This is a genomic window from Flagellimonas iocasae (assembly GCF_042682725.1).
GTDB lineage: Bacteria > Bacteroidota > Bacteroidia > Flavobacteriales > Flavobacteriaceae > Flagellimonas > Flagellimonas iocasae.
The window spans coordinates 661,784-686,772 of sequence record NZ_JBHUHU010000005.1; the positions used below are offsets into that span (position 1 = coordinate 661,784).

General features: G+C 41.3%; 14 protein-coding genes. 5 read left to right on the forward strand and 9 right to left on the reverse strand.

The window, feature by feature from the left end:
* Positions 1-7: 7 nt before the first annotated feature.
* From ACFSJE_RS16945 to ACFSJE_RS16965, 5 genes are all read right to left on the reverse strand, one after another.
* Positions 8-1,510, reverse strand: coding sequence for a DUF4832 domain-containing protein (locus tag ACFSJE_RS16945; protein WP_379832053.1), 1,503 nt, complete (start codon positions 1,508-1,510; stop codon positions 8-10).
* Positions 1,507-4,824 carry a VCBS repeat-containing protein gene (locus tag ACFSJE_RS16950; RefSeq protein ID WP_379832054.1) on the reverse strand — a complete coding sequence of 1,106 codons (3,318 nt, stop codon included), beginning with the start codon at positions 4,822-4,824 and terminating at the stop codon, positions 1,507-1,509. Before ACFSJE_RS16950 ends, ACFSJE_RS16945 begins: the two co-directional genes overlap by 4 nt.
* A gap of 271 nt (positions 4,825-5,095) precedes the next feature.
* Positions 5,096-6,601 carry a RagB/SusD family nutrient uptake outer membrane protein gene (locus ACFSJE_RS16955; RefSeq protein ID WP_379832055.1) on the reverse strand — a complete coding sequence of 502 codons (1,506 nt, stop codon included), beginning with the start codon at positions 6,599-6,601 and terminating at the stop codon, positions 5,096-5,098.
* 25 nt (positions 6,602-6,626) lie between these two features.
* Positions 6,627-9,662, reverse strand: a complete 3,036-nt coding sequence (locus ACFSJE_RS16960; protein ID WP_379832056.1) for a SusC/RagA family TonB-linked outer membrane protein — start codon at positions 9,660-9,662, stop codon at positions 6,627-6,629.
* 514 nt (positions 9,663-10,176) lie between these two features.
* Positions 10,177-11,094, reverse strand: coding sequence for an EamA family transporter (locus ACFSJE_RS16965; protein ID WP_379832057.1), 918 nt, complete (start codon positions 11,092-11,094; stop codon positions 10,177-10,179).
* A 444-nt stretch (positions 11,095-11,538) separates the two neighbouring features.
* On the opposite strand from ACFSJE_RS16965, the gene ACFSJE_RS16970 reads away from it, so the two are divergent.
* From ACFSJE_RS16970 to ACFSJE_RS16980, 3 genes are read left to right on the forward strand one after another with little or no spacing between them, the layout of a single operon-like run.
* Positions 11,539-14,673 carry a DUF5107 domain-containing protein gene (locus ACFSJE_RS16970; RefSeq protein ID WP_379832058.1) on the forward strand — a complete coding sequence of 1,045 codons (3,135 nt, stop codon included), beginning with the start codon at positions 11,539-11,541 and terminating at the stop codon, positions 14,671-14,673.
* A gap of 16 nt (positions 14,674-14,689) precedes the next feature.
* Positions 14,690-15,811, forward strand: coding sequence for an amidohydrolase family protein (locus ACFSJE_RS16975; protein WP_379832059.1), 1,122 nt, complete (start codon positions 14,690-14,692; stop codon positions 15,809-15,811).
* Positions 15,812-15,847: 36 nt separating this feature from the next.
* Complete coding sequence (locus ACFSJE_RS16980; protein ID WP_379832060.1) at positions 15,848-17,068, forward strand: serine hydrolase domain-containing protein; 1,221 nt, start codon at positions 15,848-15,850, stop codon at positions 17,066-17,068.
* Here ACFSJE_RS16980 and ACFSJE_RS16985 read toward each other — a convergent pair whose 3' ends face one another.
* The 3 genes from ACFSJE_RS16985 to ACFSJE_RS16995 are packed head-to-tail and all read right to left on the reverse strand — an operon-like array spanning position 17,069 to position 20,946.
* Positions 17,069-18,412, reverse strand: a complete 1,344-nt coding sequence (locus tag ACFSJE_RS16985; RefSeq protein ID WP_379832061.1) for a Gfo/Idh/MocA family protein — start codon at positions 18,410-18,412, stop codon at positions 17,069-17,071.
* 3 nt (positions 18,413-18,415) lie between these two features.
* Complete coding sequence (locus ACFSJE_RS16990; protein ID WP_379832062.1) at positions 18,416-19,510, reverse strand: acyltransferase family protein; 1,095 nt, start codon at positions 19,508-19,510, stop codon at positions 18,416-18,418.
* A 20-nt stretch (positions 19,511-19,530) separates the two neighbouring features.
* Entirely contained in the window at positions 19,531-20,946 is a 1,416-nt protein-coding gene (locus tag ACFSJE_RS16995) for a Gfo/Idh/MocA family protein (RefSeq protein ID WP_379832063.1), read from the reverse strand.
* A gap of 371 nt (positions 20,947-21,317) precedes the next feature.
* Here ACFSJE_RS16995 and ACFSJE_RS17000 point away from each other — a divergent pair, with 371 nt between their 5' ends.
* Both ACFSJE_RS17000 and ACFSJE_RS17005 read left to right on the forward strand, forming a co-directional pair.
* Positions 21,318-22,319 carry a Gfo/Idh/MocA family protein gene (locus ACFSJE_RS17000; RefSeq protein ID WP_379832064.1) on the forward strand — a complete coding sequence of 334 codons (1,002 nt, stop codon included), beginning with the start codon at positions 21,318-21,320 and terminating at the stop codon, positions 22,317-22,319.
* Positions 22,320-22,370: 51 nt separating this feature from the next.
* A complete protein-coding gene (locus ACFSJE_RS17005; RefSeq protein ID WP_379832065.1) occupies positions 22,371-23,777 on the forward strand; it encodes an enolase C-terminal domain-like protein in 1,407 nt (468 codons plus the stop codon).
* A 37-nt stretch (positions 23,778-23,814) separates the two neighbouring features.
* Here ACFSJE_RS17005 and ACFSJE_RS17010 read toward each other — a convergent pair whose 3' ends face one another.
* Positions 23,815-24,831 carry an FAD:protein FMN transferase gene (locus tag ACFSJE_RS17010; RefSeq protein ID WP_379832066.1) on the reverse strand — a complete coding sequence of 339 codons (1,017 nt, stop codon included), beginning with the start codon at positions 24,829-24,831 and terminating at the stop codon, positions 23,815-23,817.
* Positions 24,832-24,989: the final 158 nt, after the last annotated feature.

Genomic DNA, 24,989 nt, shown 5'->3' on the forward strand with positions numbered 1-24,989 from the left:
AACGGGCTTAGTCCGTAACCAAGATTTTTCCCATGGGATACCAACCCTCACTGTTCACGCCTTCTATTGCCAGTTTAACTCGAGGGCTCTGTGTAACGTGGTCCACAATCGCTATTTCAACTTGATATTCCCCGGTGGGCGTATTTAGGGGGACGTAAAGTTTCTCGTCATATACGATATCACCAGGCAGCCATTTTCTAATGTCGGCGTCCGTAAATAAGACTGTAGTGTGTTTGCTGCTTTTTAATCGGACGGCAAATTTATAGTCTTTGTATATGGGTGCCACTCCTTTGTTCTCCCACCATGAAGTCATTGGTATTTGGCCTTGTCGCTTTACTTGGGAAGGATAGGTGAACCTTCTCAAAACAAACCGATATCCCATTTTTTTCAGCCATTCATCCACCAAGGGACTCCACTGCTCAGGAACTGGCGAACTCTTTGCGTTAAAGGAGGATACATGCCACTTTAGTGCTTGTTCAAATATGTAATCAACAATTTCTTCGTTGTATTTTTGCCTTTCCAACCAGGTTAAAAACGTACCGCATATCTCCATGGCTATCGGTGCTTTTTTCCAAGCATCCTTCATCCCACTCCGTACAATATCTTGTGGATAAACATCCAGCATATGGGTAAAATCATCCCAAATGCCCATATCGCCTAAACAATCTATTCTCCAACCCAATTGACGCATATTTGGTCCCTCACCATTGTGGGTGCCATCAGGCCAGTATGCCGCTATATTGGTTCCCCTTGCCAATAGTTCTGGTTGTGTAGCATCTCCATTTAGGGGTTGAAAAATTAAATGTGTCTTCCTGAAGTTGTCCAGATACTTGTTGATGAGCCCAACTCTAACCTTTTTTGACAACAATTCCATGCCATCTCCTTCACCCCAATACCCAATAAAGGAAACGTCAACCGCTTCCAAGTCTGGATGCCCATCATAACGTTGTCCCATGGCAGCGATCATTCCGCCAAAATATTTGAGATACGCCGGGTTTTCAGGATTTATCCTCCATTTGCCACTCAATATCTTATTCTTACTTTCTTCTCCAACAATTTTTCTGTACCAAACAGGAACATCCTTTTCATCATCGTGCTCGTAAGGTGAAATGCGTAGCATCAATGTCTGTCCTCTTTCAGCGGCGGTTTTCAATGCCTTATCGATCATCTCCCAATTGTATACACCCGGTTCCACCTCCAAAAAGCGCCAGTTTACCCGAAAATAGGCTATGGTGGTCTGTGGGTAATCTTTATTGGTAAGGTCTCCATCAAAATATTGGTACTCAATGGGAAAGCCTTCTGTCCAAAGCATTCCAGAATTTAAATCGTCCCCATTGAACCTCTGAAAGGTTGTAAAGCCAATACCGGGATTCAACAGCAGTTCATCACTTTCTTCGGGATAAACCTTAACCAAGGTTTTAGGCGGCAAAGGGATACCTTGTGCCTCAATTTGTGCTACACCCAACATTAGAATGGCAAGACTTAAATTTAGAATTGTTTTTGGTTTCATAAACTGGTTGATTTATTGGTTTGGCCATTATAGGCCTTAAAAAGTGCTACGTTTCCATTGTTCACGGCCGATATTAGTCCCTTTTCTGCATTTGGGCCTAGACTTATCGGCTTCAACTTTTTGACATCACCAGAAATGAAAAGACCCGATTCAAATCCATTTACGGAATTGAAACCACCTTTTCCGTTTCCTTTCAAAAACAATCCTTGGCCAGCATCAGCTCTGGGTGTTTCTATTTCTGAATTGAAAAGGTTTCCTGCTATGACGATATCGTTAATATCATCATTGTCAAAATCATCATATACAGAACCGAATACCGGGGAAATTTGTGCCATTTTGGGCAATGCTTCCAGTTGGAATCCCGTATTGGTGTTGATCAATAAAGCGCTTGAAAATGTTTTGGCCTCGAACAAGTCTGAGCTTTTGAGTGCATCTTCGTCATAAACATCGGTCAAACTCGCCATCCCAAAGGACCGATAATCCTTGAATTTCTCTTTTAAGGATGGTATTTGTTGGGATGAACATGATTTTCCACGAAGAGGGTAGAGGGTGTCGTTTTCAACATAACTGAGCACAATATCCAAGGAGCCATTGTTGTCGAAGTCCTTTGAATACAACCTAAAAGGTGCATTGGGCGCTGTCTTATATTTATAATTTTCCCCTAGGTTGCCCACAAGGTAATCTGCTCTTCCGTCGTTGTTTATATCTGCCTCCGTGATACTGAACCACCATCCGGCACTATTGTTCAGTACTGGGTCATCTGTGTTTTTGGTAAACTTGTTTTGATTGTTTTCAAATATGGTAATGGGCATCCATTCGCCAACCAAAATCAAATCCTGGGTTCCATTATTGTTGTAATCGGACCAAACCGCATCGGTGACCATTCCCGGAAACTGCAAATCGGGGGCCTTTTCTTTGGTGACATCCCTAAACTTGCCATTTTGGTTTTCCAACAGGTAACTTTGGCCAGGTTTTGGGTACTGGCCGGGAAGCAGCCTGCCCCCAACAAACAGATCCAAGTCTCCATCGTTATCATAGTCTGCCGCACGCACCACACCCCCACTGGAATTTATAGTAGGCAAAGCATTTAGGGCCCTAACAAAGTTGCCTTTGCCTTGGTTAAGATAGAGCCTATCGTGATAGTAGGTATCCCCTTCGGGCATTTCGTTCCCTCCACTTACAACAAACAGGTCGAGGTCCCCGTCCATATCTGCATCAAAAAACAATGCATCGGTATCTTCATGGAATTTGTCCGAAACAATACTCCGATTGTATTTTTTTGTAAAGGTATTGTTTGAGCCTTGAAGATAAATGGCACCTTCAAAATCTTTGGCCCCTCCGACATAAAAATCCTCCAACCCGTCACCGTCTACATCCCCGACAGCTAAAGCAGGTCCAAACGTTGACATTTTATGGGGCAATAGGATCTCCTTGCTGAAATCATCGTAGTCGTTTTCTTGATGTTTATAGTTTACATTGTAATTCGCTGTAACATTTGTAAAAAGTAAAGGGTCCGTTTTCGTTTTTTCTTGGCTTTTACCAGCCTTGGCATGATCAATTGTGATCTGTTGGTCCACAGGGACATCTTTTAATTCGCTCGCTTTTCCGCTTGGCCATGTCACCGTTATTTTATCCACCACACTTGATTGCCCCACCCCAAAGTGCAAGATATAATCCACATTGGACTGGTAGCCTCTCACCACATATTGTTCTTTGTATTGTTTGTTTTCTCCGTATTTGATATTTACTTTGGCGCCAATCCCATCTACATTTTTAGGGCTGCCCTTTAATTTTATCTTGATGAAGTGGTTGTCTGTTAGTGAGGTAGCGTGGTTTCGGTATACGTGTGCCTCCTCATCAATGTTGTTGATTACCAAATCCATGTCGCCATCATTGTCCAAATCGGCATATGCAGCCCCATTGGAATAGGAAGGTGCGGACACTCCCCAAGTATCATTAGCTTTGCTAAAACTGAGCCCTCCTTGATTCTTAAAAACCAAATTAACTGATTTTTCTGGAGGAATACTGTCCAAAATATCTTGGACCATAGCCTCAAAATCGGGTACTGGTTTGTTGGTTTCTTCTAGGATTCTTTCATCTTTAAAGTGTTCAAAATCCTTGTTATTTGTATTTTTTCTCATGCCATTGGTAACGAACAGGTCATTGAACCCATCGTTATCCAAATCCACAAATAACGGAGCCCAGCTCCAGTCTGTGCTAGACACGCCGGCCATAGGAGCCACATCGGAAAAAGTTCCGTTGCCATTATTGAGCTGTAATGTGTTGCGCATATATTGATAGTGCCCGTCCAAACTCACCAAAAGATTAAATGCTTCTGGGTCCATGGAACCCATATTAGTTTTTCTTCCAAGATTGGTTGTGGAATTCATATCCAAAACAAACAGGTCTTGTAATCCATCATTATTGATGTCCGCAGCATCTGCTCCCATAGAAGCGTAAGAGATGTGATTCAGTGCGGTGAGCGCACTTTCCTTAAAAGTTCCATCACCATTATTGAAGTAGAGGTAATCCCTTCCGGCAAAATCATTGCATACATAGATGTCTGGGTAGAGGTCTTGATTGAAATCAACAATTGCCACACCCAGTCCATCACCCAGTTTTGAACGGTTAATCCCGACAAAATCCTTCACCTGGGTATAATGTCCGTTGTTATTTTTATAGAGTTTGTCCCCTATAAATCGGTCCACATCCTTATCGTGAAAGTTTCTGAATATCTCCTTTATAGGTTTTACGGCATGGTTCAGCAGGAACATGTCCAAATCCCCATCTAAGTCATAATCAAAAAAAGTGGCCTGAATTGAATTGCTCCAATCGTCCAAACCGTACTCTTTACCTTTTTCCACGAAGGTTTTGTCACCATTGTTGATGAACAAAAGATTGCTTCTTAACCTTGGCTTGGTATCACCTGATCTACATACATAAATATCCAGAAAACCGTCTTGGTTGATATCGACCATGGTAACTCCGGTTTTCCAACCGGATATGGTGTCCAATCCAGAACCTTTGGTAATGTCCTCGAACTTAAAATCACCTTTATTGAGATAGAGTTTTCCTGTTTTTTGGTTGGCACTGAAATAGATGTCCACCAGACCATCATTGTCAATATCTCCAATAGCGACACCGCCACCATTGAAAAAATTGGTATAGGTAAATACATTTTCTTCCACATCTTCATGGATATCGTTTCTAAAATCTATGCCTGTTTGCCGGTAATCGGTCAATTGTAGTAAAATAGAACTTGTTTCCTCTTCACTGGAGCAACTTGCAAGAAACAGCAAGATGATCAGACACATGAAGTGCAAACCCTTTTTATATTTTCTTTTAAACCTAGTTAATGAGTAATCTTTCTTTTTCATCGGATAATTTTTAAGAGGCACTTAACTTTGACGTATAGCTCCACCACCCATACAATACATAAAAATATACTACAAGAAATAGTAAAGAATCGGCTGAACTGAAGTAATGGATCATAAAAAACAAAAGCAATTAAACCAATTAAGGTCTAATTGCTTTCTTGAAGATTAACTACTAATTCAAACTAAACTCATTTTTTTTAATCGCTAATTAATCAATTTGATCATTAGCATCTACTTCTTTTTGTGGAATTGGGAAATAAATCTTGCCCTCGTTTAGATAACTAAAGTTTTCTCCCGGATATTTAGAATCAAGATTGGCTCTCCATCGATCGATATATTGCCCACTTCGAATCAAATCCATACGCCTTTTTCCCTCCATATAGAATTCCTTTGCTCTTTCTTCCAAAATTGCTTCTCTCAATGCTGCTTGTCCCAAACCCTCCAAAGGTGCAACGTTGGACCTAGATCGTATTTCATTGACCAATGCCAGAGCCCCTCCCGTGTCACCGGTTTCGTTAAGGGCTTCTGCCCTTGTCAACAAAATATCAGCATATCGTAATACAGGATAGTTAATCCCCGAACTAGCCAGATCACCTCCGTAGGGGTGATTAAAACGATCGTATCCTCCCAAAGACTTATTGGGCAGCACTGATGTGGAAGCGGTAGATCGCAAAGCTACTTCTGGGTCGACTGCCAAAGCATCATACTCAGGAGTACCTTCAGCTGCTAAATATATAGGCAATCCGGTATCATCATCAAATCGTAACCGAGCATCCCTAAAACCATTGGCCAACAATGCCTTTCTTGTATCATTGTCATCAAAAGAATTGTAGAAGTCAACTGAAATGGTAAGTCTTCCCCATGCACCGGCCACATAATCACCAGACAATTCATGCCATGGTAATTGTGAAGGAGATCCAGTTGCATCTGTTGTGGACATGACGGCAAAAATCCATTCGCTTGCAGCCACGTTCGACACATTGAAAAGTTCCTCAATACTTGGAAGCAATGAATATTCACCCAAGCTCATAACAGCTGCAGCATCTTCTGCTGCTGCAGCCCAATTTTTGGCGTTAAGGTTTGTCTTGGCCCGTAGTGCCAATGCAGCACCTTCACTTGCCCTGCCCGGAGTGCTTGATGAACCCAAAGCAGCAGCAGCATCCGTTAAATCTGCAAGAATCTGGGCAACAACCTCAGATTGTGGGCTCAATGGCAAATCGCCCGAAGTTTCACCCAAGTTCAAGATAACATCCCCAAAATTAAAGGTAAGGTCATGATAGGCCAAGGCCCTTAAGAATTTCGCTTCTCCAATAAATCGAGATTTCACCGATTCACCTATTGGCATGCCCTCCAATACTGAAATGGCAAAATTGGCTGCTCCAATGGTTTTGTACGCTCCATCCCAAAGATTGACAATTTCACCTTCATTAATGCCCCAGGTACCCATTTCAAGTGGTGAAGTACCTGGTCCCCATCCGTCCTTACCATAAGTATCGGTTGGCTGTTCGCTAACATTTAAATAGTCATACTCATAGTATGTTCCCCAGTCAGTACCCCTTAGGGCCGCATACGCCGACAAAACCAGTGCCTCAGCATCTGCTTCAGTTTCATAGGCATTTCCAGCGACTAAATCGGAGTAGACCTCTTCCTCAAGAATCTCGGTACAAGAAACCATACTTGACAGTACCATTAAGAATGCGATTGTTTTTTTCATTTTTTTCATAATACCAATTTTTAATTTAAAAAGTTACTTTGAAACCCAATGAATATATTCTATAGTTCGGGTATCCATAGTCATCAACTCCTCTATTTATGCTACTTTGCGATCCACCGTAGTTAAAACTGACCTCTGGATCAAACCCGGAGTAGTCGGTAAATGTTAAAAGATTCTGACCCTGCGCATAAATATTTATGTTTTTGATCCAAGAAATATAATCCGTATTAAGGTTATACCCTAAAACCAGGTTTTTCAACCTTATATACGTACCATCTTCAATAAAATAATCATTTGCATAGTTACCATACTCTCCTTGAAACCAGTTGACTCCTGGTAAAGTACCTGATGTATTGAAATCACTATATCGATTCAGCGCATTTACTCCAAGGCTCTGATCGATTGCAATGGCCTTGAAATTAAAAAGATCGTTGCCGAACACACCTTGCCAGAACATATCCAAATACACGCCCTTGTATTCAAAATGATTGTTAAATCCTAAGGTAAAATCTGGATTGGCATTACCAATTACAGTTCTATCGTCAGCATCGATGATGCCATCATTGTTCACGTCTTCATATAAAGCGGTACCCGCCAGAACACTATTGGGTTGCGGATCATAAGTCTCACCTTCCTGCAAAACCCCTATGAATTTATATCCATAGAAATCCCCTACTCTACCTCCTTCAATGATTCTTCTATAAACTTCCTCACCAACCTCACCATAAGGCTGTCTTTCAAAGGCTATATTTATCGGGTTATCTCCATCCAACTGTGTAACCTCATTATCGTTGGTTGCGAAGTTAAGGTTGGCATCCCATTTGAAGTCACCAGCGTTGGCAATCCTTGCCCCCAAGACCACTTCGAGTCCTTGATTGGTCATAGATCCAACATTATCAACAATATTCTGGAATCCTGTGGAGGCAGATGAAAGTGGTCTTTCGATGATAAGGTTGTCCGTATCCGATTTATAGAAATCCACAGAACCGTACAATCCATTATTCCAAAAACCAAAATCGAACCCTACGTTCAACATTGCCGTTTCTTCCCATTGCAAATCTGGATTTGGAGCAGTCACTCCATCAGGTCCCAACCCAACCGAGTTGGTAGAGCCATCAAAACTATAAGCAGTCGATGAGCCTACTCTGGCCAATGAGGTGTAGGGGGCAATATTGTTGTTTCCTGTAAGTCCATAAGAAACCCTTAGTTTCAAATCTGATATGGTATTTGATTCTTTCAGGAAATCTTCTTGCGACAATCTCCAAGCCGCAGATGCCGATGGGAAATAACCCCATTTGTTGTTTTCACCAAACTGGGACGCTCCATCTGCCCTGACGGTTGCGTTGAACAAATATTTGTCTTTGTAACTATAGCTAGCTCTAGTGAAGAATGAAGCAATGTTAGTTGACGTCTTACCACTATAAACAAATTGTTGTTCAGCAGAACCTAAATTAAAGTACAAGGTCTTATCAGTAGGAAAGTTTTGCCCGCTCAATCCATAGAATAAATTCTCAAATTCCTGGTAAGAGGCACCTGCCAATATGTTAAAATCGTGGTCTTCCCCGAAAGTTTTACTGTAGGACAAGGTAAACTCCGCCAAGTAATTGGTTGAGCTACTCGCATCAATACTTCCAAGGGGTATTTCCCCACCTCGGCTATAGGGAGCTGGTTCGTATATACCTGTCTGCCCTGACTCGTGGTCAAATCCAACATTCAATTTTGCGATCAAACCTTCCAATATATCATGATCAACGGTAAGGTTACCATAGGTTCTCCAAAACTCCCTTTCGTTTAGCCTAGTATTAAAAAAACCAATAGGGTTTCTAAACGGCTGAAGATCCCTAGAGAATTGTATACTTTCATTGATTGTGCCGTCTGGATTATAGGCAGGCCTGCCTCTTTGGGCTCGTGCTACAGCCACAAAGAATGGAGATAAAGTCCTAGAACCGGGCTGCTTTACAATACCGTTGCCCTGTACTCTAGCAGTGAACAGATTAACCGCCACCTTGGTACTGTTCCCAAATTTCTGATCAGCATTAAGACGAACCGATACCCGAGTAAAATCACTGTTCAAGACAATGCCCTCTTGATCAAATAAGTTGGCCGACAACGAAAAATGTGCTTTGTCACTTCCCCCAGATGCCCTAACATTATAATTTGTAACCTTGGCAGTTCGCGTAATTTCTTCAATCCAGTCTGTATTGTAAGGCGAGGCCAAATCCTCGGCCGAATAAAATGGATTTCCATCATTTGGCCCTGAAGCATATATTTCATTGGCTATTCTTGCACTGTCACTCCAATCTAAATATTCAGGAGCACCGTTCAAAGTCTGGAATCCGGTAGATCCATCAACAGATATTTCAGTTCTACCACTTTTACCTTTTTTTGTTGTTATGATTACAACACCCGATGAACCCCTTGAACCATAAATTGCCGCAGAAGCTGCATCTTTTAATATATCAATGGTCTCAATATCATCCGGAGAAATGGCAACTCCCGGGTCTAATGGAAAGCCATCCACTACATATAAAGGTTGGTTGCTATTGGAAATAGAGGTGTTACCCCTGATTACAATATTTAATCCTTGACCAGGCTCACCATCATTGGCCGAAACCTCAACACCGGCTGCACGACCTTGAATCATTTGAGCCGTGTTGGATACGGCCCCACCCAATGTCATTTCCTCTTCACCAAGAGAAACAACAGAACCGGTCAAATCTTTCTTTTTAACAGACCCGTAACCTACCACGACGACTTCGTTGAGTTGGTCAACCTGCGCAGACAGAGCCACATCGATAACAGATTGTCCACCCACAGTATACGACTGGGCCTCGAACCCAATGTAGGAGAACTCAAGAACAGCATCCCCATTCGGGACCTGTACCTTGTACTTACCATCAAAATCCGCGGACACCCCTATCGAGGTTCCTTTAATGACGACATTCACGCCCGGCAAGGGAGTCCCATCAGCTGCATCAACAACAGTTCCTGACACCGTAAATTGCGCAACCAAATGAAAGCTAGAAAGCAAAATAAAAATAAAACTTAAGAATAATTTCATAATTAGATTAGTTAGTTAGTTTAGAAATTAATTTGATTGGTTAAAACACTCATGAAAATGAAAGGTTATTTATTAAAACAAAAGCAATATAACAAGGTTATTTCAAATAACCTACTTTTATTTACTACTTTTTTAATTCTAAAACAAAATATACGAAAGTTTTTAAATCTATTTGATAATTATTTGAAAGTAATTTACTGAAATTTTTTCGGGGAAAGATGTCCGATAATCGCTACTGCTCTTATCTTCACATATCATTGATTTTTAATTATTTATGAAGTATTATCACTTGATTAATACGCTGTCAAATATAACTTTTTTTGTCAGCGAAAAATTGATTGTACACAAACGAAAGGTTATGAAATAAAATTTATAGATTTCATTTCTAATTCTTTTCAACAATCAGTCCAAAATTAGATTGAACTCCATGTCCTTTTGTTTGCATCCAACTTAATAAAACTTAAATGCACAAATACTATTGAAATAGCTTGATGAATTAAAAATTGAAATGCCTTTATCCTGCATTATCATGCTCCTCCATTTCAACGCCGGAGTCGATCGCCAAAAAATAGGCAGCCAATATGGCAAGTACAATACCGGTCATTTTGTATGTGCCGGGCATAAGCCCTAACAATACCATTGAAATAATGGAGGTAATCAACGGTGCTCCAGCATTGGTCATCGGAGATACAGCTATTGCCTTACCATACCTGAAGGCATAAACTAAACAAAGAGCCCCAATGGAATTCAGTATCTGAATGCCCGCTGCCAAATAAGGGCCATTAAGACCCCAATTGATTTCTTGTGAAAAATCTGTCATATAATACGCCGCAGGGATCAGGAGAATACCAGATATCATCATGTAAAAAAATATACTCTCAACGTTCATGGTGTAATTGGCAAGTTTCATGAAGTACGCCTGAACCCCCCATGCAACCAAAATCAAAATGGCCAATACAAACCACAGGACTCCATTTTCAGCTTTAGCATCAACATCTCCCCCAGAATACTCAAAAAGAGGTAATGCTACCAAAGCTAAAATTATGCCCAAGGCTCCCAATTTACCAGTTCGTTCCTTTAGAAAAAAGAATGAAAGGAGTATGGTGACAACGGGAGAAAGTGATATTATGGGAAATATTAAGTATGTTGGTCCAATGGTCACCGCATAAAAAAGGATCATCTGTCCTCCGGCACCCAGCAAGCCAATAACCAAACCATATAGTATTGATTTTTTGTCCGTTTGTAATTTTGCTTTGTTGCGCTTAACAATATATATGGCCGGAGGTATCATGGTCAGGGCCCAAACACAATAAATCAAGGTATTGGGGAAGCCACTTTTGGCGGGCTCGCCCGTAAAAGCTCCCCAAACACCCCAAAAAATCATAGTAATCAATGCATATAGCAACCATGGTTTAGTGTTATGAATCTTCATAATTTGTATTTTATCGAGTTAAAAGTGCAATGAAAGTAATATAAAAAATCATTGAAAAGAAACTATATGATATTTTTTAATAATTTTTAAAAAGTTTATGAAATTTTTTAACTTACTTATTCTTGCTTTTAAAGTTTGTTTAAAAAATATAAAACCTTACCTCCTATCTCCTGTTCGCCAGCTTCTGCGAAAAGGAACCAAAAACAAGCAAAACCCAGCAGAACAGCTTCATGCGTTAAAATAATAAACGTTTCGCATTTCTCTAGGCTCCTTCAAAAACACCTTTCAAATCTAGATAGCGTGTAAAATCTTCAGAATCATTATTTACAACCCTATGTTTCGTAATAATACAAAAGATATAATATTATTTTTATTTACTTTTGATGAGTTAAATGTTTTTTATTATTATTATTTTAGATTTTAACCATTTAATTAGAATCCCTTATGATCAAAAGATACCTTATCTGCACCATCTGCACCGCTTTCATACAATTTCTTTGGGCCCAAAAAGCGACAATTACCGAAAAGAAGGTCGCTATGAAGACCTATATGTTTTCAGACCCAAACCCCATCCCCGATATGAACAAGAACTATCCTTATTTTAGATTTGATGGGTATACGGATAAAAGCACTCAAAAAGAGTGGAACATGGTCATTTTGGAGAATGATTATATTAAGGTATATATCAACACGGACATTGGTGGCAAAATATGGGGTGCCATAGAAAAGTCAACAGGAGGCGAATTTCTATATTACAATGATGTTGTGAAATTTAGGGATGTGGCCCAAAGAGGTGCTTGGACCTCAGGAGGATTGGAGTATAATTTTGGGGTAATGGGGCATACTTCCACAACCTCAACCCCTCAGGATTATATCATAAAGGAAAATGCGGATGGAAGTGCATCCTGTATCATTGGTGCCCTGGACCTGCACACCAACACCAAATGGAATGTTGAGGTAAACCTGCAAAAAGACAAAGCTTTTGTTGAAGTAAAGTCCTCGTGGTTCAACACGGGCAATTTACCTGTTTCCCATTACCATTACTCCAATGCTGCGGCAAAGGCCAGTGGGAATCTGGAATTTATTTATCCCGGAAATCACTACGTGGGCCACGCTGGGGAGGTTGGCTCATGGCCAAGCGAAGATGGCAAAGAAATCTCCTTTTATGAGAAGAATAATTTTGGAACCTATAAATCATACCATGTAGTCAACAGCTATGCGGATTTTATGGGTGGATACTGGCACGACGACAATTTTGGTTTTGGCAATATCCGTGATTACGATAAAATGCCCGGAAGAAAGATATGGATTTGGGGGCTTGCGGAAGAAGGAATGATCTGGGAAGACCTTTTAACCGATTCAAAAGGCCAGTACATTGAATACCAAACTGGTTCCACATTCAACCAAGCTATGGAAAGTAGTACCCTTACTCCTTTTAAACATCGCGAATTTGCTCCCTACGATAGCGAACTATCCTCAGAACTGTACTTCCCGCTAAAAAATACGGGCGGTATGGACATGGCCACGGAGCATGCAGTCTTAAATGTGATCAGAAAGAACAGTGACTCCGTACGGATTAAGTTAAGTGCACTATCCCCTTTGGATACCGAGCTAAAAATCAAAGTGGAAGAAAAAGTGCTTTCCGACGATGTTAAGCTTAATCCTCTAGAGTTGCACACATTGGACATCGCACTTCATCAAAGTGAGGATTTCAACATAACCCTTGGTGACAATCTTTTAACGTACACTTCTGAAAATGATGAGCTTGTTGTTGATCGGCCCATTTATCCCAATGAAGATTTTGATTGGGACTCCGCCATTGGCCTATACACCAAAGGCATAGAGGCCGAAAAGCAATATGCTGGCCTCAAAAACGGCGCCCGTCCCTTACAGATATCCCAAGAATTCTATCTAAAAAGCCTAGAGCTAGATCCAGCATATGCTCCAGCCCTGAATAGGGTTGCCTTTAATTATTATAGGATGATGCAATATGACAAAGCCTTGGAATATGCAAAAAAGACATTGTCCATAAACACCTATGACCCTGATGCAAACTACTTATATGGAATCATAAATGCTAGATTGAAACAATACACCAATGCTAAAAGTGGCTTGGCCATAGCCTCTGAATCAACAACATACCGAAGTGCGGCCTACACAGAGTTGGCCAAACTGAGCCTTTTGGAAAAAAATTATGGAAAAGCTATTGAGTTGGGTCAAAAGGCATTAATGTACAATCAAGCCAATGTGGTTGCACTGGAAATTCAAGCAGTGGCCCATCGCTTGCAAAACAATACTGAACAGGCCAAAAAAGTACTCTCAAAACTATATGACCTGGATAATACGAGTGCTTTTGTAGCCTTTGAGAGAACACTTCATGGAGAAAGCAATGTAAGTTCTTTAAAATCATTGATTACCAATGAACTTCCGGCTGAATCATACATTGAACTGGCCGTGAAATACAATTCCTTTGGAATGGACCAAGAAAGTATCAAAGTACTGAAGGCCGGTCCAGAAAATGCCAAAATTCTATTGTTGCTGGCCCATTTGGACTCATCCAACCAAACGGAATGGCTCAATAAAGGCCTTGAGGCGACTCCTTTTTTAGTATTTCCTTTTAGAGCGGAAACCTATACTGCCCTAGATCAACTTATGGAAGTGAGTGACCACTGGAAGCTAAAATACTATGCGGCCTTGGCTCTATGGAAAAAAGAACGGCTAGAAGAAGCAAAACAGCTGTTCCTGCAATGCAATGTCCAACCAGATTATGTCGGTTTTTATCTGAGTAAGGCAAAATTGTTCCAAGATGACGATGCCGTGGTTAAAAACTCCTTGGCCAAGGCGAAAGAAATCGCTCCTAAAGACTGGAGGGTAGATCTTGCATTGATAGATCAACATTTAAAGGATGCAGAATACGACAAGGCTGCCAAAATTGCAAAAAGCAACTATTCCAAAAACAAAGAACTCTCCATTATGGGAATGCGCTATGCCCGCGCACTTCTCAAAGCCAATAAATTGGAACAATGCCTGAAATTTCTGGAAGGGTTTGAAATCATTCCTTTCGAAGGTGCAACTGAAGGGCGTGAGATTTACTATGAGGCCCATATTAAATTAGCCTTGGTATCTTTAAAAAAAGGAGATTATACGTCTTCCATAGAACATGCCCGCAAGGCAAAATTATGGCCCACCAACCTAGGGTCAGGCGAGCCCTATGATCCAGATGAAAGATTGGAAAATGCCATTTTGGCCTACTCCTATGAGCAGTTGAACAATGCTGAAAAAGCTCAAGAGTACAATGCATTGCTCATTGATCATGGTTTTGACCCCAATGATCAAAAAAATGCAGCCCTCTACCTACAGTTTCTCGTCCATGAAAAAAATGGCGAACAGGCCAAAGCACAGGCATTAGTGAAAAAGGCACTAGCGGCAGACCATATCAACGTATTCTACCAATGGGTCAATGCAAAGGCTGAAAAGAACAATAAGGCCATCCAATCTGCGGAAGATGCCATTAAGGCATCCTCGGGGAGCTTTAAGTTTTTATTGCTTGCAGATTTTCTGAAAATTATCAACAAATAGCTTAAATTTCATCAAAATGAAAAACTATCACACGCTCTTATTGGTTATTCTTTCTTTGGTGCTCACCCAATGCAAAGAGAACAAAGACAAAAAACAAAATGCAACAGAAGTTGAAGTAGTGAAGAGCTATGGAGTTGATGATTTTAAAACGCTGCCTAAGATTGATGTGCATGTACATATAAATACCTTGAACTCCCATATGATCGATCTTGCCCGGACCAACAATATTAAGCTTCTTAATATAGCAGTAGATTACCCTGGCAGTCCACTTTCCATTGAGGAAAAGCAAGAAATCAGTCGCGAACACGCAAAAAACCATCCAGATGTTTTTGCATTTGGCTCTACATTTTCCTTGGAAGGTTGGGACGACCCAGATTGGTCTGATAAAGTCATAGCAAAATTGAAGATGGATTTTGAAAAAGGAGCCAATTCCATAAAAACTTGGAAGAACATAGGAATGGATTTTAGGGATAAAAATGGAGACTTGGTTTTTTTAGATCATCCAAAATTTGATCCTATTTTTGATTTCCTTAAAAACGAAGGCAAGATATGGATGAGCCATGCAGGGGAACCCCTTAATTGTTGGCTCCCCCTTGATTCCATGACCGTGAATAACGATAGGAACTATTTCAGAGCAAATCCGAAATACCATATGTACCTCCACCCGGACTTACCTTCCTACCAAGAACAAATAGACCATCGTGACAATAGGGCGGCAAAGAACCCTGACCTGAGTTTGGTTGCGGTACACATGGCCAGCTTGGAATGGAGTGTGGATGAGACTGCTAAATTTTTAGATCGCTTTCCAAATGCCACCGTGGATTTGGCTGAGCGTATGAGCCATACGCAATATCAATCCCAGAGGGATAGGGAAAAGGTTCGTGACTTTTTTATCAAATATCAAGACCGGGTTTTGTACGGTACCGATTTTGGAGAATCTGACAAAACCGACCCTGAAGAATTGGAAGCCTATATGAAAGAGGTCTGGGAAAATGATTGGAAGTATTTCAATACGGATCAAATGATATCAGTGCCCCAGTTGAACACCCCCGTTCAAGGCTTGGCCCTGCCTAAAGAGGTAGTGGACAAAATTTATTATTTAAACGCAAAAAGAGTATTTCCAAACGCATGGGAATAAAGCACGAAAAATAGTCATCAAACGCTTTTCAGAAAGATGATACGAATAAAGATACTCCCACTTTTGGCGGTCTTTCTGTTTGTGCTAGCTGTATCCTGCAATAGCTCACAACAGAAAGAACAAAAGGTTTCCAAGGGTTATGATTTAGTCCGTTTAAATAGGATTGCCGATGTGCAGAAAGAGTTGATCGCCAAGGGTCAGGTGGGGAGCAACCAAGTGGTCATTTTCAAGGATGGAGAAGTCATTTATGACAGTATTGTCAATTCTGGACTAAAAGGCGATGAAAACATAACCGATGACACCTTATTTCCCATTTGGTCCATGACAAAACCCATTACCACTGTGGCGGCCATGATTTTGTTTGAAGAAGGCAAATTTCTCTTGGATGACCCCATAGAAAAATATCTTCCGGAAATGGCCAATCTTCAGTGTTTGGATGAACAAGGTAAGGTCTATCCCTGTAAAAAATCTGTCACAATTTTTGATGTCTTGGCCCACCAAACCGGTTGGGGGTACTATCCACGAAATATTGATGGGCAGCATGTATTGCTTAGCGACCTTTGGTACCAAGACCTGGAGGATTTTTCCAAATCCATGGCATCCATCCCATTACAATTTGAACCCGGCACCCGCTATTTGTATGGAATCAACACATCCATCTTGGGAAGACTTATTGAGGTGATCTCAAAAAAATCGTTATATGATTTCATGAAGGAGCGCATCCTTATTCCTTTGGAAATGAACCATACCAAGTTCCACCTTACCGATGAAGAACTAAAACGCTTACATCCTCTTTTATGGACAGAGGGCGAAGTTACCGGTTTCTATAAGCACAAGTACAATGAATTAACATATTCCAAGGAACCCAAGCTACATTTTGGTGGAGCTGGATTGGTGTCCACTACAAAAGATTATGGTAATTTTTGTGAAATGCTCCTAAACAAAGGGACTTTTAAAGGCCATCAAATATTGAGTCCAAGTTCAATAGACTTGATGAATACACCTATTAACCCTGAACTTGACAAGGGTACATTTATTGGTGCTTCAACCGGGTTTTCCTTGTACAACCTTACTGACCCCGTAAGAGATGGGGGCTTATCCCCAAAAGGCATTTTTGGCTGGGGCGGTTACCATGCCACATTGTTTTGGATAGACCACAAGAACAATCTCTACGGCTTAATTATGGACAGAAGTTCTTATTCAGCGAGGGAAATGTTCATCAAAGTACGAATAGCCACTTACCAAGCTTTAAGGTAATCATAACGTTATAAGGTCATCTATTTTTATGGCCTTGCCTTGCTGAATGGATTTTAGTGCGGCAATACCTACCAAGCTGGACAGCACCCCTGCCCTACTTCCAGCTCTTTGCCCATTGGCATCTTCCGTATTGGGTTTAAACAAATTGTCCTTGACCCTTTTATCGGCTCCACCGTGTGCGCCCACATCAGGACTTATGGTCCATGCCTTTAAGGTTTTCTTGTCCTTTGTTAATCTAAACTCGGTCTTTACCTCATCAGACCAAGGTTGGTTGTAGTATATCCGAACATCCAGTCTTCCATTTTCACCTGAAAAGCTGATAGATTGCCCCTCATAGGGTAAATAGGCATTTAGGGTATAGTTTAAGTATGCACCATTATCATATTGTACCAAAACGGAGCCCGAATCTGGACTGTCGATTTTTTCATCCCAAACACATCCATCCCTATAGTACTGATCAACATCTTCACAATCGACATAGAGCTTTTTTAAAGTCTCATTTTTTGTGATATCCCAATAAAAATCACATTGGTCCGTATAATTGCAATTGCGGCAGTTCTTCCCCCTAAAATCATTATTGGAGCCATAAAAACTTACGCTCCCCATGGCACTTACTTGAATAGGGTCGGCATCCAATAGCCAATTGACCAAATCGAAGTGGTGGGATGATTTATGCACAAACAATGATCCTGAATACTTATTTTTCCCATGCCACCTTCGGAAGTAAGAAGCCCCGTGGTCCGTATCCAAATACTCCTGAAATTCTATCGAAATGATTTTACCCAGTGCCCCCGAATCCAAAACACGCTTCATTTCAACGGAATCGTTCATGTACCTGACGTTAAAGCCTACATAAACTTTTTTACCATACTTTTTCTCGGCATCCAAAATGTTTTGACATTGCACTTCATCTATGGCAATGGGTTTTTCCGAAATTACATCACAGCCTAGTTCCATAGCCCTTATGATGTACTCGGAATGGGCACTATCTGTAGTGGTTACCAAGACCATGTCCGGTTTTTGCTCTGCTACCATCCCATCAAATTTATCAGCAGGGTATATTTTGGCATCCAACCCTACAATCTCCCCGAAGTTCTTTGCCCTTTTCTCGTTTATGTCACAAAGCCCCACCATTTCCATATATTCCTTGTAAGGTTCCACCAGTTCAATGCCCCAAGCCCTCAAGGACCTAATCCCGGTCCCAACCATGGCCACCCGCAATCTTGCCCCTTCCTTTTTAGGTGCTGCTAAGGCAAATGAGGGAGCCAATGAGAGTAATGCTGCGGCTTTGGCGTTTACACGTACAAAGCTCCTTCTGTCCAGATTTATTTTGTTTTGGTCCATAGTTTATATTTTTATGAATAATCTCTTTTTATACATCCAATAGCAAATTCCCCAAAGGGAAATCCAGACACAGAAGCTGGTCAGGATCTGAGCGGCTAAATCTCCAAAAGGTGTAAAAATTGCATTTGAAAAAGGGAATAACACCCGCTCAACAAGTTTAGCTCCACCCACATGCGAAAACAAGTAGATAAAGAGGGAGTTCATCCCCACTATACTGAAAAACCATGTATATTTTCCCTTTAGTTTTAGGACATCAATCAACCCATAAAGAAGGGCAATCCCCAAGATTGACCAACCCCCGCTCACAATAACGAACGATGATGTAGCTATTCTTTTGATAATCGGAATGACAGGGTCTAGTAAGTACCCGCCAATTACCATGGCCGTGCCGAACAACACCATGATCTTAAGTTTACGCATGGACTCTTCGCTTCCCATAAGAAGTTTTCCTACCAGTACGCCCCAAATGGTGTGTGCTGCCGTTGGCATGGCATTGAAGGCTGCCCAGCCTCCGTTTGATGCACCTCCGTATTGCATATCCAGCCAAGTGCCAAAATTTTTCATGAAGACAAAGGGCTGATCAAATCCCTCAACAGGGAAGAATCTATATATCACCTCGGTCAATACCAAGAGACCCACGGAAAATGAAATCTGGAATACCGTGCTTTTGTCAATAATCAGATAAGCTATCAAATATGTTACCCCAATCTGGGCCAAAACGTTCTGAAAGTAAAATGTGATTTCCCCTGCAGGGATGCAGTACAATGCCCAACCAAGAAAAAGTAATATAACTGAGCGTTTTAGTACGTGCTTGAATATTTGCCGCTTACTATGCCCCTTTTTTTGACGGTTGTAAACCCCAAAGGGCAAGGACAATCCAACAATGAACATGAAAAAGGGTTGGATCAAGTCCCAAAAATGCAGCCCATTCCATGAATGGTGGTGAAACTGTTCTCCCAAGGCATATAAAAAACTGCCCTTTAAACCATCATCCAAAAGCAAACCCATGAACCCAGTGAACTCGCCTATCAGCAAAAACATGGTAAACCCTCTGAAGACATCAATGGATAATATGCGCTCTGGTACTGCTTTAGACATTTCAATGGAATATTGCCTTGTTAAAGGATGATGTCCAATGGGTTGGTATTTTTCCAATCACCCCTTGTAAAATCGGGAAAATCTTGCGGCATTCCATCTTGGGACACAGAAGCTTCGGTCAATGGCCCTACGGCACTCCAGAAGCATCCTTCATATACATTTTGATCCAATGGGGTGCCTTTTCTTAAACATTCTATGATTCGGTAGGACATCATGAAATCTGTGCCACCGTGCCCTCCTCGCTTTTTGGCCAAGGCCCCCAGCCTTTTGTATAATGGATGCTCATATTTTTCATAAATTCTTCCCATCTCCTCTTCATTGAACCATTCAGCATGGTGGTTGCCCACTTTTTTAACCTTTTCAGGTATGGCAATTCTTGTGGGGAATCCAGCCAATATGCCTTTGGTGCCTTGGATCAAGTTCAATCGATTATAGGGTCTTGGGCTAGTTTCGTCCCATTGTACCAGTATGGTCCTTCCCAAGGTCGTTTTAATTATGGCGGTATTGATATCCCCTCCTTTAAAATCCAACTGATTCCACTTGTGGTCAGTATCGTAATATTTCTCTGCATACATTTTTCTACCCATCGCAGGTGAGGAAAATGAAACCAGTCGTGCAAAATTGTCCTCGGCCCTTGCCAAGTTCATGTACTGTGCTATCGGACCCAATCCGTGGGTTGGATATAAATTTCCGTTGCGCTTTGCATAGTGATGGGTTCTCCACGACCCTGTCCCCCTTTCAATATCTTCCATTTGAAACCTTAAGTCGTGGATGTAGGCTGCTTCTCCGTGGAGCAATTCACCAATGGCACCTTGCCTGCACATATTCAGGTACAACAATTCCTCCCTGCCATAATTGACATTCTCCATCATCATGCAATGCTTTTGCGTTCTTTCTGAAGCATCAACTATCTTCCACATATCTTCCAGAGTGGTTGCAATGGGCACTTCAACAAATGCATGTGCTCCCGCCTCCATGGACGCAATCGCCATCTCCGCATGCAAGGACCACGGAGTGGAAACAAAAACAGCATCTGGCGTAACCTCTTGGAGCATCTTCTTCCAAAGATTTTCCCCGCCATAATACAGGGCAATATCTTCAGGCTTGGTGGCTCCATTCTTATTACAGCTTTCTTTGGCTTTTTTGGCCAAATCTTCATACAGATCACTTATGGCAACTACTTCAACACCGTCTATTTGATGTATCCTAGCAACGTGACCCGAGCCTCTATCGCCTACGCCAATAAAGGCACAACGTACTTTGTCTAAGGGAGCAGCAGCAAAATCACCCATGTATTGGGCATTTTTGGGCCGTGCAGTATATCCTGCCTTGGGTTCTTCAACATCTTTCGCATCGATGCATCCAGATGCCACCCCCACACTTAAAACACCTAACCCTTTAATAAATTCCCTCCGATGGTTGTTTTCTGTACTCATGTCTTTTGATATATGTAACCAAATATAAGTAATATTTACTCATTTCGTAAGTATATAAAGAAAAGTATCTTTTAATATATTAATTTTATTACCTTCATGCAGCTCGTATAAGTTGCGTAAGGTATTTCGGAACCATGTCTGATGTAATGAAGGAATGATTCCAGACCAGATTGCTCGCAATTAGTGGCACACTGTATTTCAACACATTGGTTCTCCCAATGGAAATGGAAACATTTATGTACTGGAAAGAATCTTAAAAACTGTGCGAAAAGAGCAAGGGGTTTATTCTTTTAGCATCGAGAGCGAGTTTTTAATCGGTACATGGAGTAACCGAAATAGAAAAATCAGGGAGTTAAACTATATATAGAACCATGGAAAGAAAAAGGAGGGATTTCTTAAAGAAAACATCCATTATTAGTGCTGGAACCTTAGTATTGGGGCCCAATATGATGGGAAACAACTTTAAACCCACATCAAACACTAGTAAACCTATTGGTTTGGTGGGTATGGATACGTCCCACAGCCCCCAATTTGTAGAAATCATCAACAGCTTGGGGAGCGATTATAAAGTCACCACCGCATTTACCACAGTAAGCCGAGATTTTCCCCCAAGTGTTGACAGAGTTGAAAAATTTACCGCCCAAATCAAATCAATGGGTGTGGAAATTGTCGATTCCATTGACGATCTCTTGGGCAAGGTGGACTATGTTCTGCTGTGCACAGTTGATGGGAGGTTGCATTTGGAGCAGGCAGAAAAAATCTTAAAAGCAAAAAAACGGGTTTTTATAGACAAGCCCATGGCAGCATCATTAGATGAAGTGAAGAAGATCTTTGCATTGTCAAAAGAGTACAACACGCCTACCTTCTCTTCATCGTCCGTTAGATTCTTGACCAAGGCAAAAGAGGTAAGAAACGGCTCCATCGGCAACGTGCAAGGTGCCCAAATTTATGCTCCAATAAGTTATGAGCCCACGCAGCCAAGATTGTATTGGTATGGCGTACATGGGGCAGAACTGCTTTTTACAGCAATGCAACAAGGCTGCAAACGGGTAAGAAGCTTGGTAACGGAACAATATCACATGGTGATCGGCGATTGGGGAGATGGAAAAATTGGCACCTACTGCGGGCTTAAAAATAAAATGCAAGAATATGGTGGTCAAGCCTTTGGCGATAAAGGCGTCAGTTATCTAGGAAAATACGAGAGCTCACTGCCGCTGATTGAAGCGATTCTCCACTATTTTGATACCGGTGAAGTACCCGTAGAACCCAGTGAGACCATAGAATTGTTTGCCTTTATGGATGCGGCACAAAAAAGTGAGCAGGAAAAAGGCAATTGGATTGCCATTGAAGATATATTGGGAACAACTCCTTAAAAAGAAAACCATTAATCCGATTGGCTTTGTCAATCACAAAAGCACCAAAAAATGAACCAAAAAAACAATGTGACCAGAAGAGATTTTGTACAGAAAGCCACATTGGCCACTGGGGCTGCCTCCTTGGGGTTAACCAACCTGATGAAAGCACATGGGCACGGAAGCACATTTAAAAGACCTTTGTCCATAGACAGCTTTAAGACAACCTTTGAAAGAGAACCCTTGATCCATTCATACGGATTCAAAGGGGGGTATATTACCCGTTTATGGCAAGTGGTTGCCCAATTACAGGACACTTTAGGAAACAAAACGATTGGCCTTGGGGTACACAGCCCACTTTGGTCAGACTCCAGAGTAACATCTGCGTGGGGAGAAAGCGGCAGTAATTCTGCTATGTACAATCTAACCTGCAGGGCATTGCAAATGATAGAGGGGCAGTCTTTTGAGACCCCAATCCATATGGTAGAAGATATATTGGACGAAGTCTGGGCCTATGGCACCAAAATTACCAATAATGCTGATTTAAGAACAACTTTTGCGCTCAACGCCCTTACTTCCATTGATAATTCCGCTTGGATGTTATATGCCAAACAGAACAATATCACATCATTTATAGACCTTATTCCCAATAAATATAAAGCCGCTTTTTCCCATAAGAACACGGAAATAGCCAGTATTCCTTCCATCTCGTATTCCACATCTGTTTCTGATATTGAAGCATTAAAGGATGAGGGGTATTTTTTCATCAAAATAAAAATTGGGGCACCAGGTTCACAGCAAGAAATGCTGGAAAAAGATATGCGGAGGATGGAGCAAATCCACAATATTTTTGGCACTTCAGCTGCCAAAACCGATTCGGGCAGGAAAATCGTGTATTATTTGGATGCAAACGGGCGCTATGAAAGCAAAGATACCCTAAAGCGATTGCTGGATCACTGCAAAAAAATAAAGGTTCTGGACCATATAGCGATTGTTGAGGAACCATTTCCCGAGTCGCTTGATGTAGACGTTTCCGACCTGGGTGTAAGAATAGCAGCGGATGAGAGTGCCCATACCGATACAGATGCCTTAAAACGGATTGAAATGGGGTATACCGGTATAGCGCTAAAACCCATGGGAAAAACACTGAGCATGACCATAAAAATAGCTAAGCTGGCCCATGATAGGAACATCCCTTGTTTTTGCACCGATTTGACCGTAAACCCAGTCTTGGTAGATTGGAACAAGTGCATTGCCTCCCGCTTGAAACCGTTTCCCGGACAAGATTTGGGCTTACTGGAAACCAATGGTGGCCAAAACTACAGAAACTGGGAAACCATGATAGGATATCACCCAAGGGGGAATGCTTCATGGAATCAGGTTGAAAATGGGGCGTTCACTTTAGGAGAGGATTTCTTTAAAGAAAGTGGTGGAATATTCCTTGAACTAGAGCATTACAACAGCCTTTTTAAAGAATAATACTCTTTGGGAAACCTGTATTTTCGATTTAGGACATTTATTGGTGAGCAGCTTTAAACGTATCAAACTTTGGAGATTTCCAAACCTTTAATATGTTGTTTTCAACATACGAAACCAAGGTATGGACATTTTGGTTCTTCGGCTTTCTTAGAAACTTTTTGATTCGCTCCAGCCCCATAACATTAAATGCGGTCGCATAACTATCGGCCAATGCCCCAGATTTTGCAATCACCGTGACCTGAACAGGTTTGGTAATTCCCAGTCCCGTTGTTGGGTCAATGATATGGGAATAAGTGTTGTCATTTGCTTTGATTTTCTGATACCTGTCACCCGATGTGGCCACTGACAAATCTTGAACCGACAAAATTTCCGAGACCTCTCCTTCCCCTTCGCTATAGTTGACCTCAATGTGCCAACCTGTCTTATTTGGCGGCGCAGCGCTTGTGGTGATATCCCCTCCAAAATCCACCAATGCTTGTTGAATATGGTTCTGTTTCAATAACATCAACAGTTGCTGTGCAGTGTAGCCTTTGGCAATTCCCCCAAAGTCAATGAGGATTTCCGGGTTTTTGATCTTTACAGACTTGTCTTTGGCTCTAAGACGTATATTTTGATACCCAAACGCCTTGCGATCAATAAGTTTATCCACTGAAGGAAGCTTCTTTTCCTTTCTGGACTGCCGCCACAATCGGGTGTATTTTCCCAGTGTCACATCAAAAGAACCTTGGGTTGATTTGGAAATCTTCTTGGATAAGTGCAACAAATCAAACAAATCATCACTGACTTGAACCCATGTATTCGATTGACTTTTTTGACACAGAAGATTTACTTCACTCTCTGGGTCATAATCGCTGAATACAGAATTGAGGTGATCCACTCTTTCAAACACAGCCTGAGCCACCTCATTCGCTTTATGGGCAGTTGTGGTATACAGAATAATATTCAACTGGGTACCCATGGCAGGCCTACTGAAGCTATATTGCTCCAAATCCTGACCACTAAGGCCACTGGTATTTGTTAGTGTGCATAGCACAAAAAGAGTCAATCGGAGCATATTCATTCCTCTTGGGACAATCCTTCTATAAATAAAAATTTGACAAGGTATTCGAAATTAAAACTACAAAACAAATTTCAAAAAGTATAGTAATTAAGTATTTTGTAAGAAATAAAACTTTCAAAACCTTATAAATTCATTATTTCCCTTATATTTGA

What these genes read in the sequence shown, in the direction of transcription:
- ACFSJE_RS16945 (WP_379832053.1), bottom strand. Translation starts at nt 1,510, where the DNA reads ATGAAACCAAAAACAATTCTAAATTTAAGTCTTGCCATTCTAATGTTG.
- ACFSJE_RS16950 (WP_379832054.1), bottom strand. Translation starts at nt 4,824, where the DNA reads ATGTGTCTGATCATCTTGCTGTTTCTTGCAAGTTGCTCCAGTGAAGAG.
- ACFSJE_RS16955 (WP_379832055.1), bottom strand. Translation starts at nt 6,601, where the DNA reads ATGAAAAAAACAATCGCATTCTTAATGGTACTGTCAAGTATGGTTTCT.
- ACFSJE_RS16960 (WP_379832056.1), bottom strand. Translation starts at nt 9,662, where the DNA reads ATGAAATTATTCTTAAGTTTTATTTTTATTTTGCTTTCTAGCTTTCAT.
- ACFSJE_RS16965 (WP_379832057.1), bottom strand. Translation starts at nt 11,094, where the DNA reads ATGAAGATTCATAACACTAAACCATGGTTGCTATATGCATTGATTACT.
- ACFSJE_RS16970 (WP_379832058.1), top strand. Translation starts at nt 11,539, where the DNA reads ATGATCAAAAGATACCTTATCTGCACCATCTGCACCGCTTTCATACAA.
- ACFSJE_RS16975 (WP_379832059.1), top strand. Translation starts at nt 14,690, where the DNA reads ATGAAAAACTATCACACGCTCTTATTGGTTATTCTTTCTTTGGTGCTC.
- ACFSJE_RS16980 (WP_379832060.1), top strand. Translation starts at nt 15,848, where the DNA reads ATGATACGAATAAAGATACTCCCACTTTTGGCGGTCTTTCTGTTTGTG.
- ACFSJE_RS16985 (WP_379832061.1), bottom strand. Translation starts at nt 18,412, where the DNA reads ATGGACCAAAACAAAATAAATCTGGACAGAAGGAGCTTTGTACGTGTA.
- ACFSJE_RS16990 (WP_379832062.1), bottom strand. Translation starts at nt 19,510, where the DNA reads ATGTCTAAAGCAGTACCAGAGCGCATATTATCCATTGATGTCTTCAGA.
- ACFSJE_RS16995 (WP_379832063.1), bottom strand. Translation starts at nt 20,946, where the DNA reads ATGAGTACAGAAAACAACCATCGGAGGGAATTTATTAAAGGGTTAGGT.
- ACFSJE_RS17000 (WP_379832064.1), top strand. Translation starts at nt 21,318, where the DNA reads ATGGAAAGAAAAAGGAGGGATTTCTTAAAGAAAACATCCATTATTAGT.
- ACFSJE_RS17005 (WP_379832065.1), top strand. Translation starts at nt 22,371, where the DNA reads ATGAACCAAAAAAACAATGTGACCAGAAGAGATTTTGTACAGAAAGCC.
- ACFSJE_RS17010 (WP_379832066.1), bottom strand. Translation starts at nt 24,831, where the DNA reads ATGCTCCGATTGACTCTTTTTGTGCTATGCACACTAACAAATACCAGT.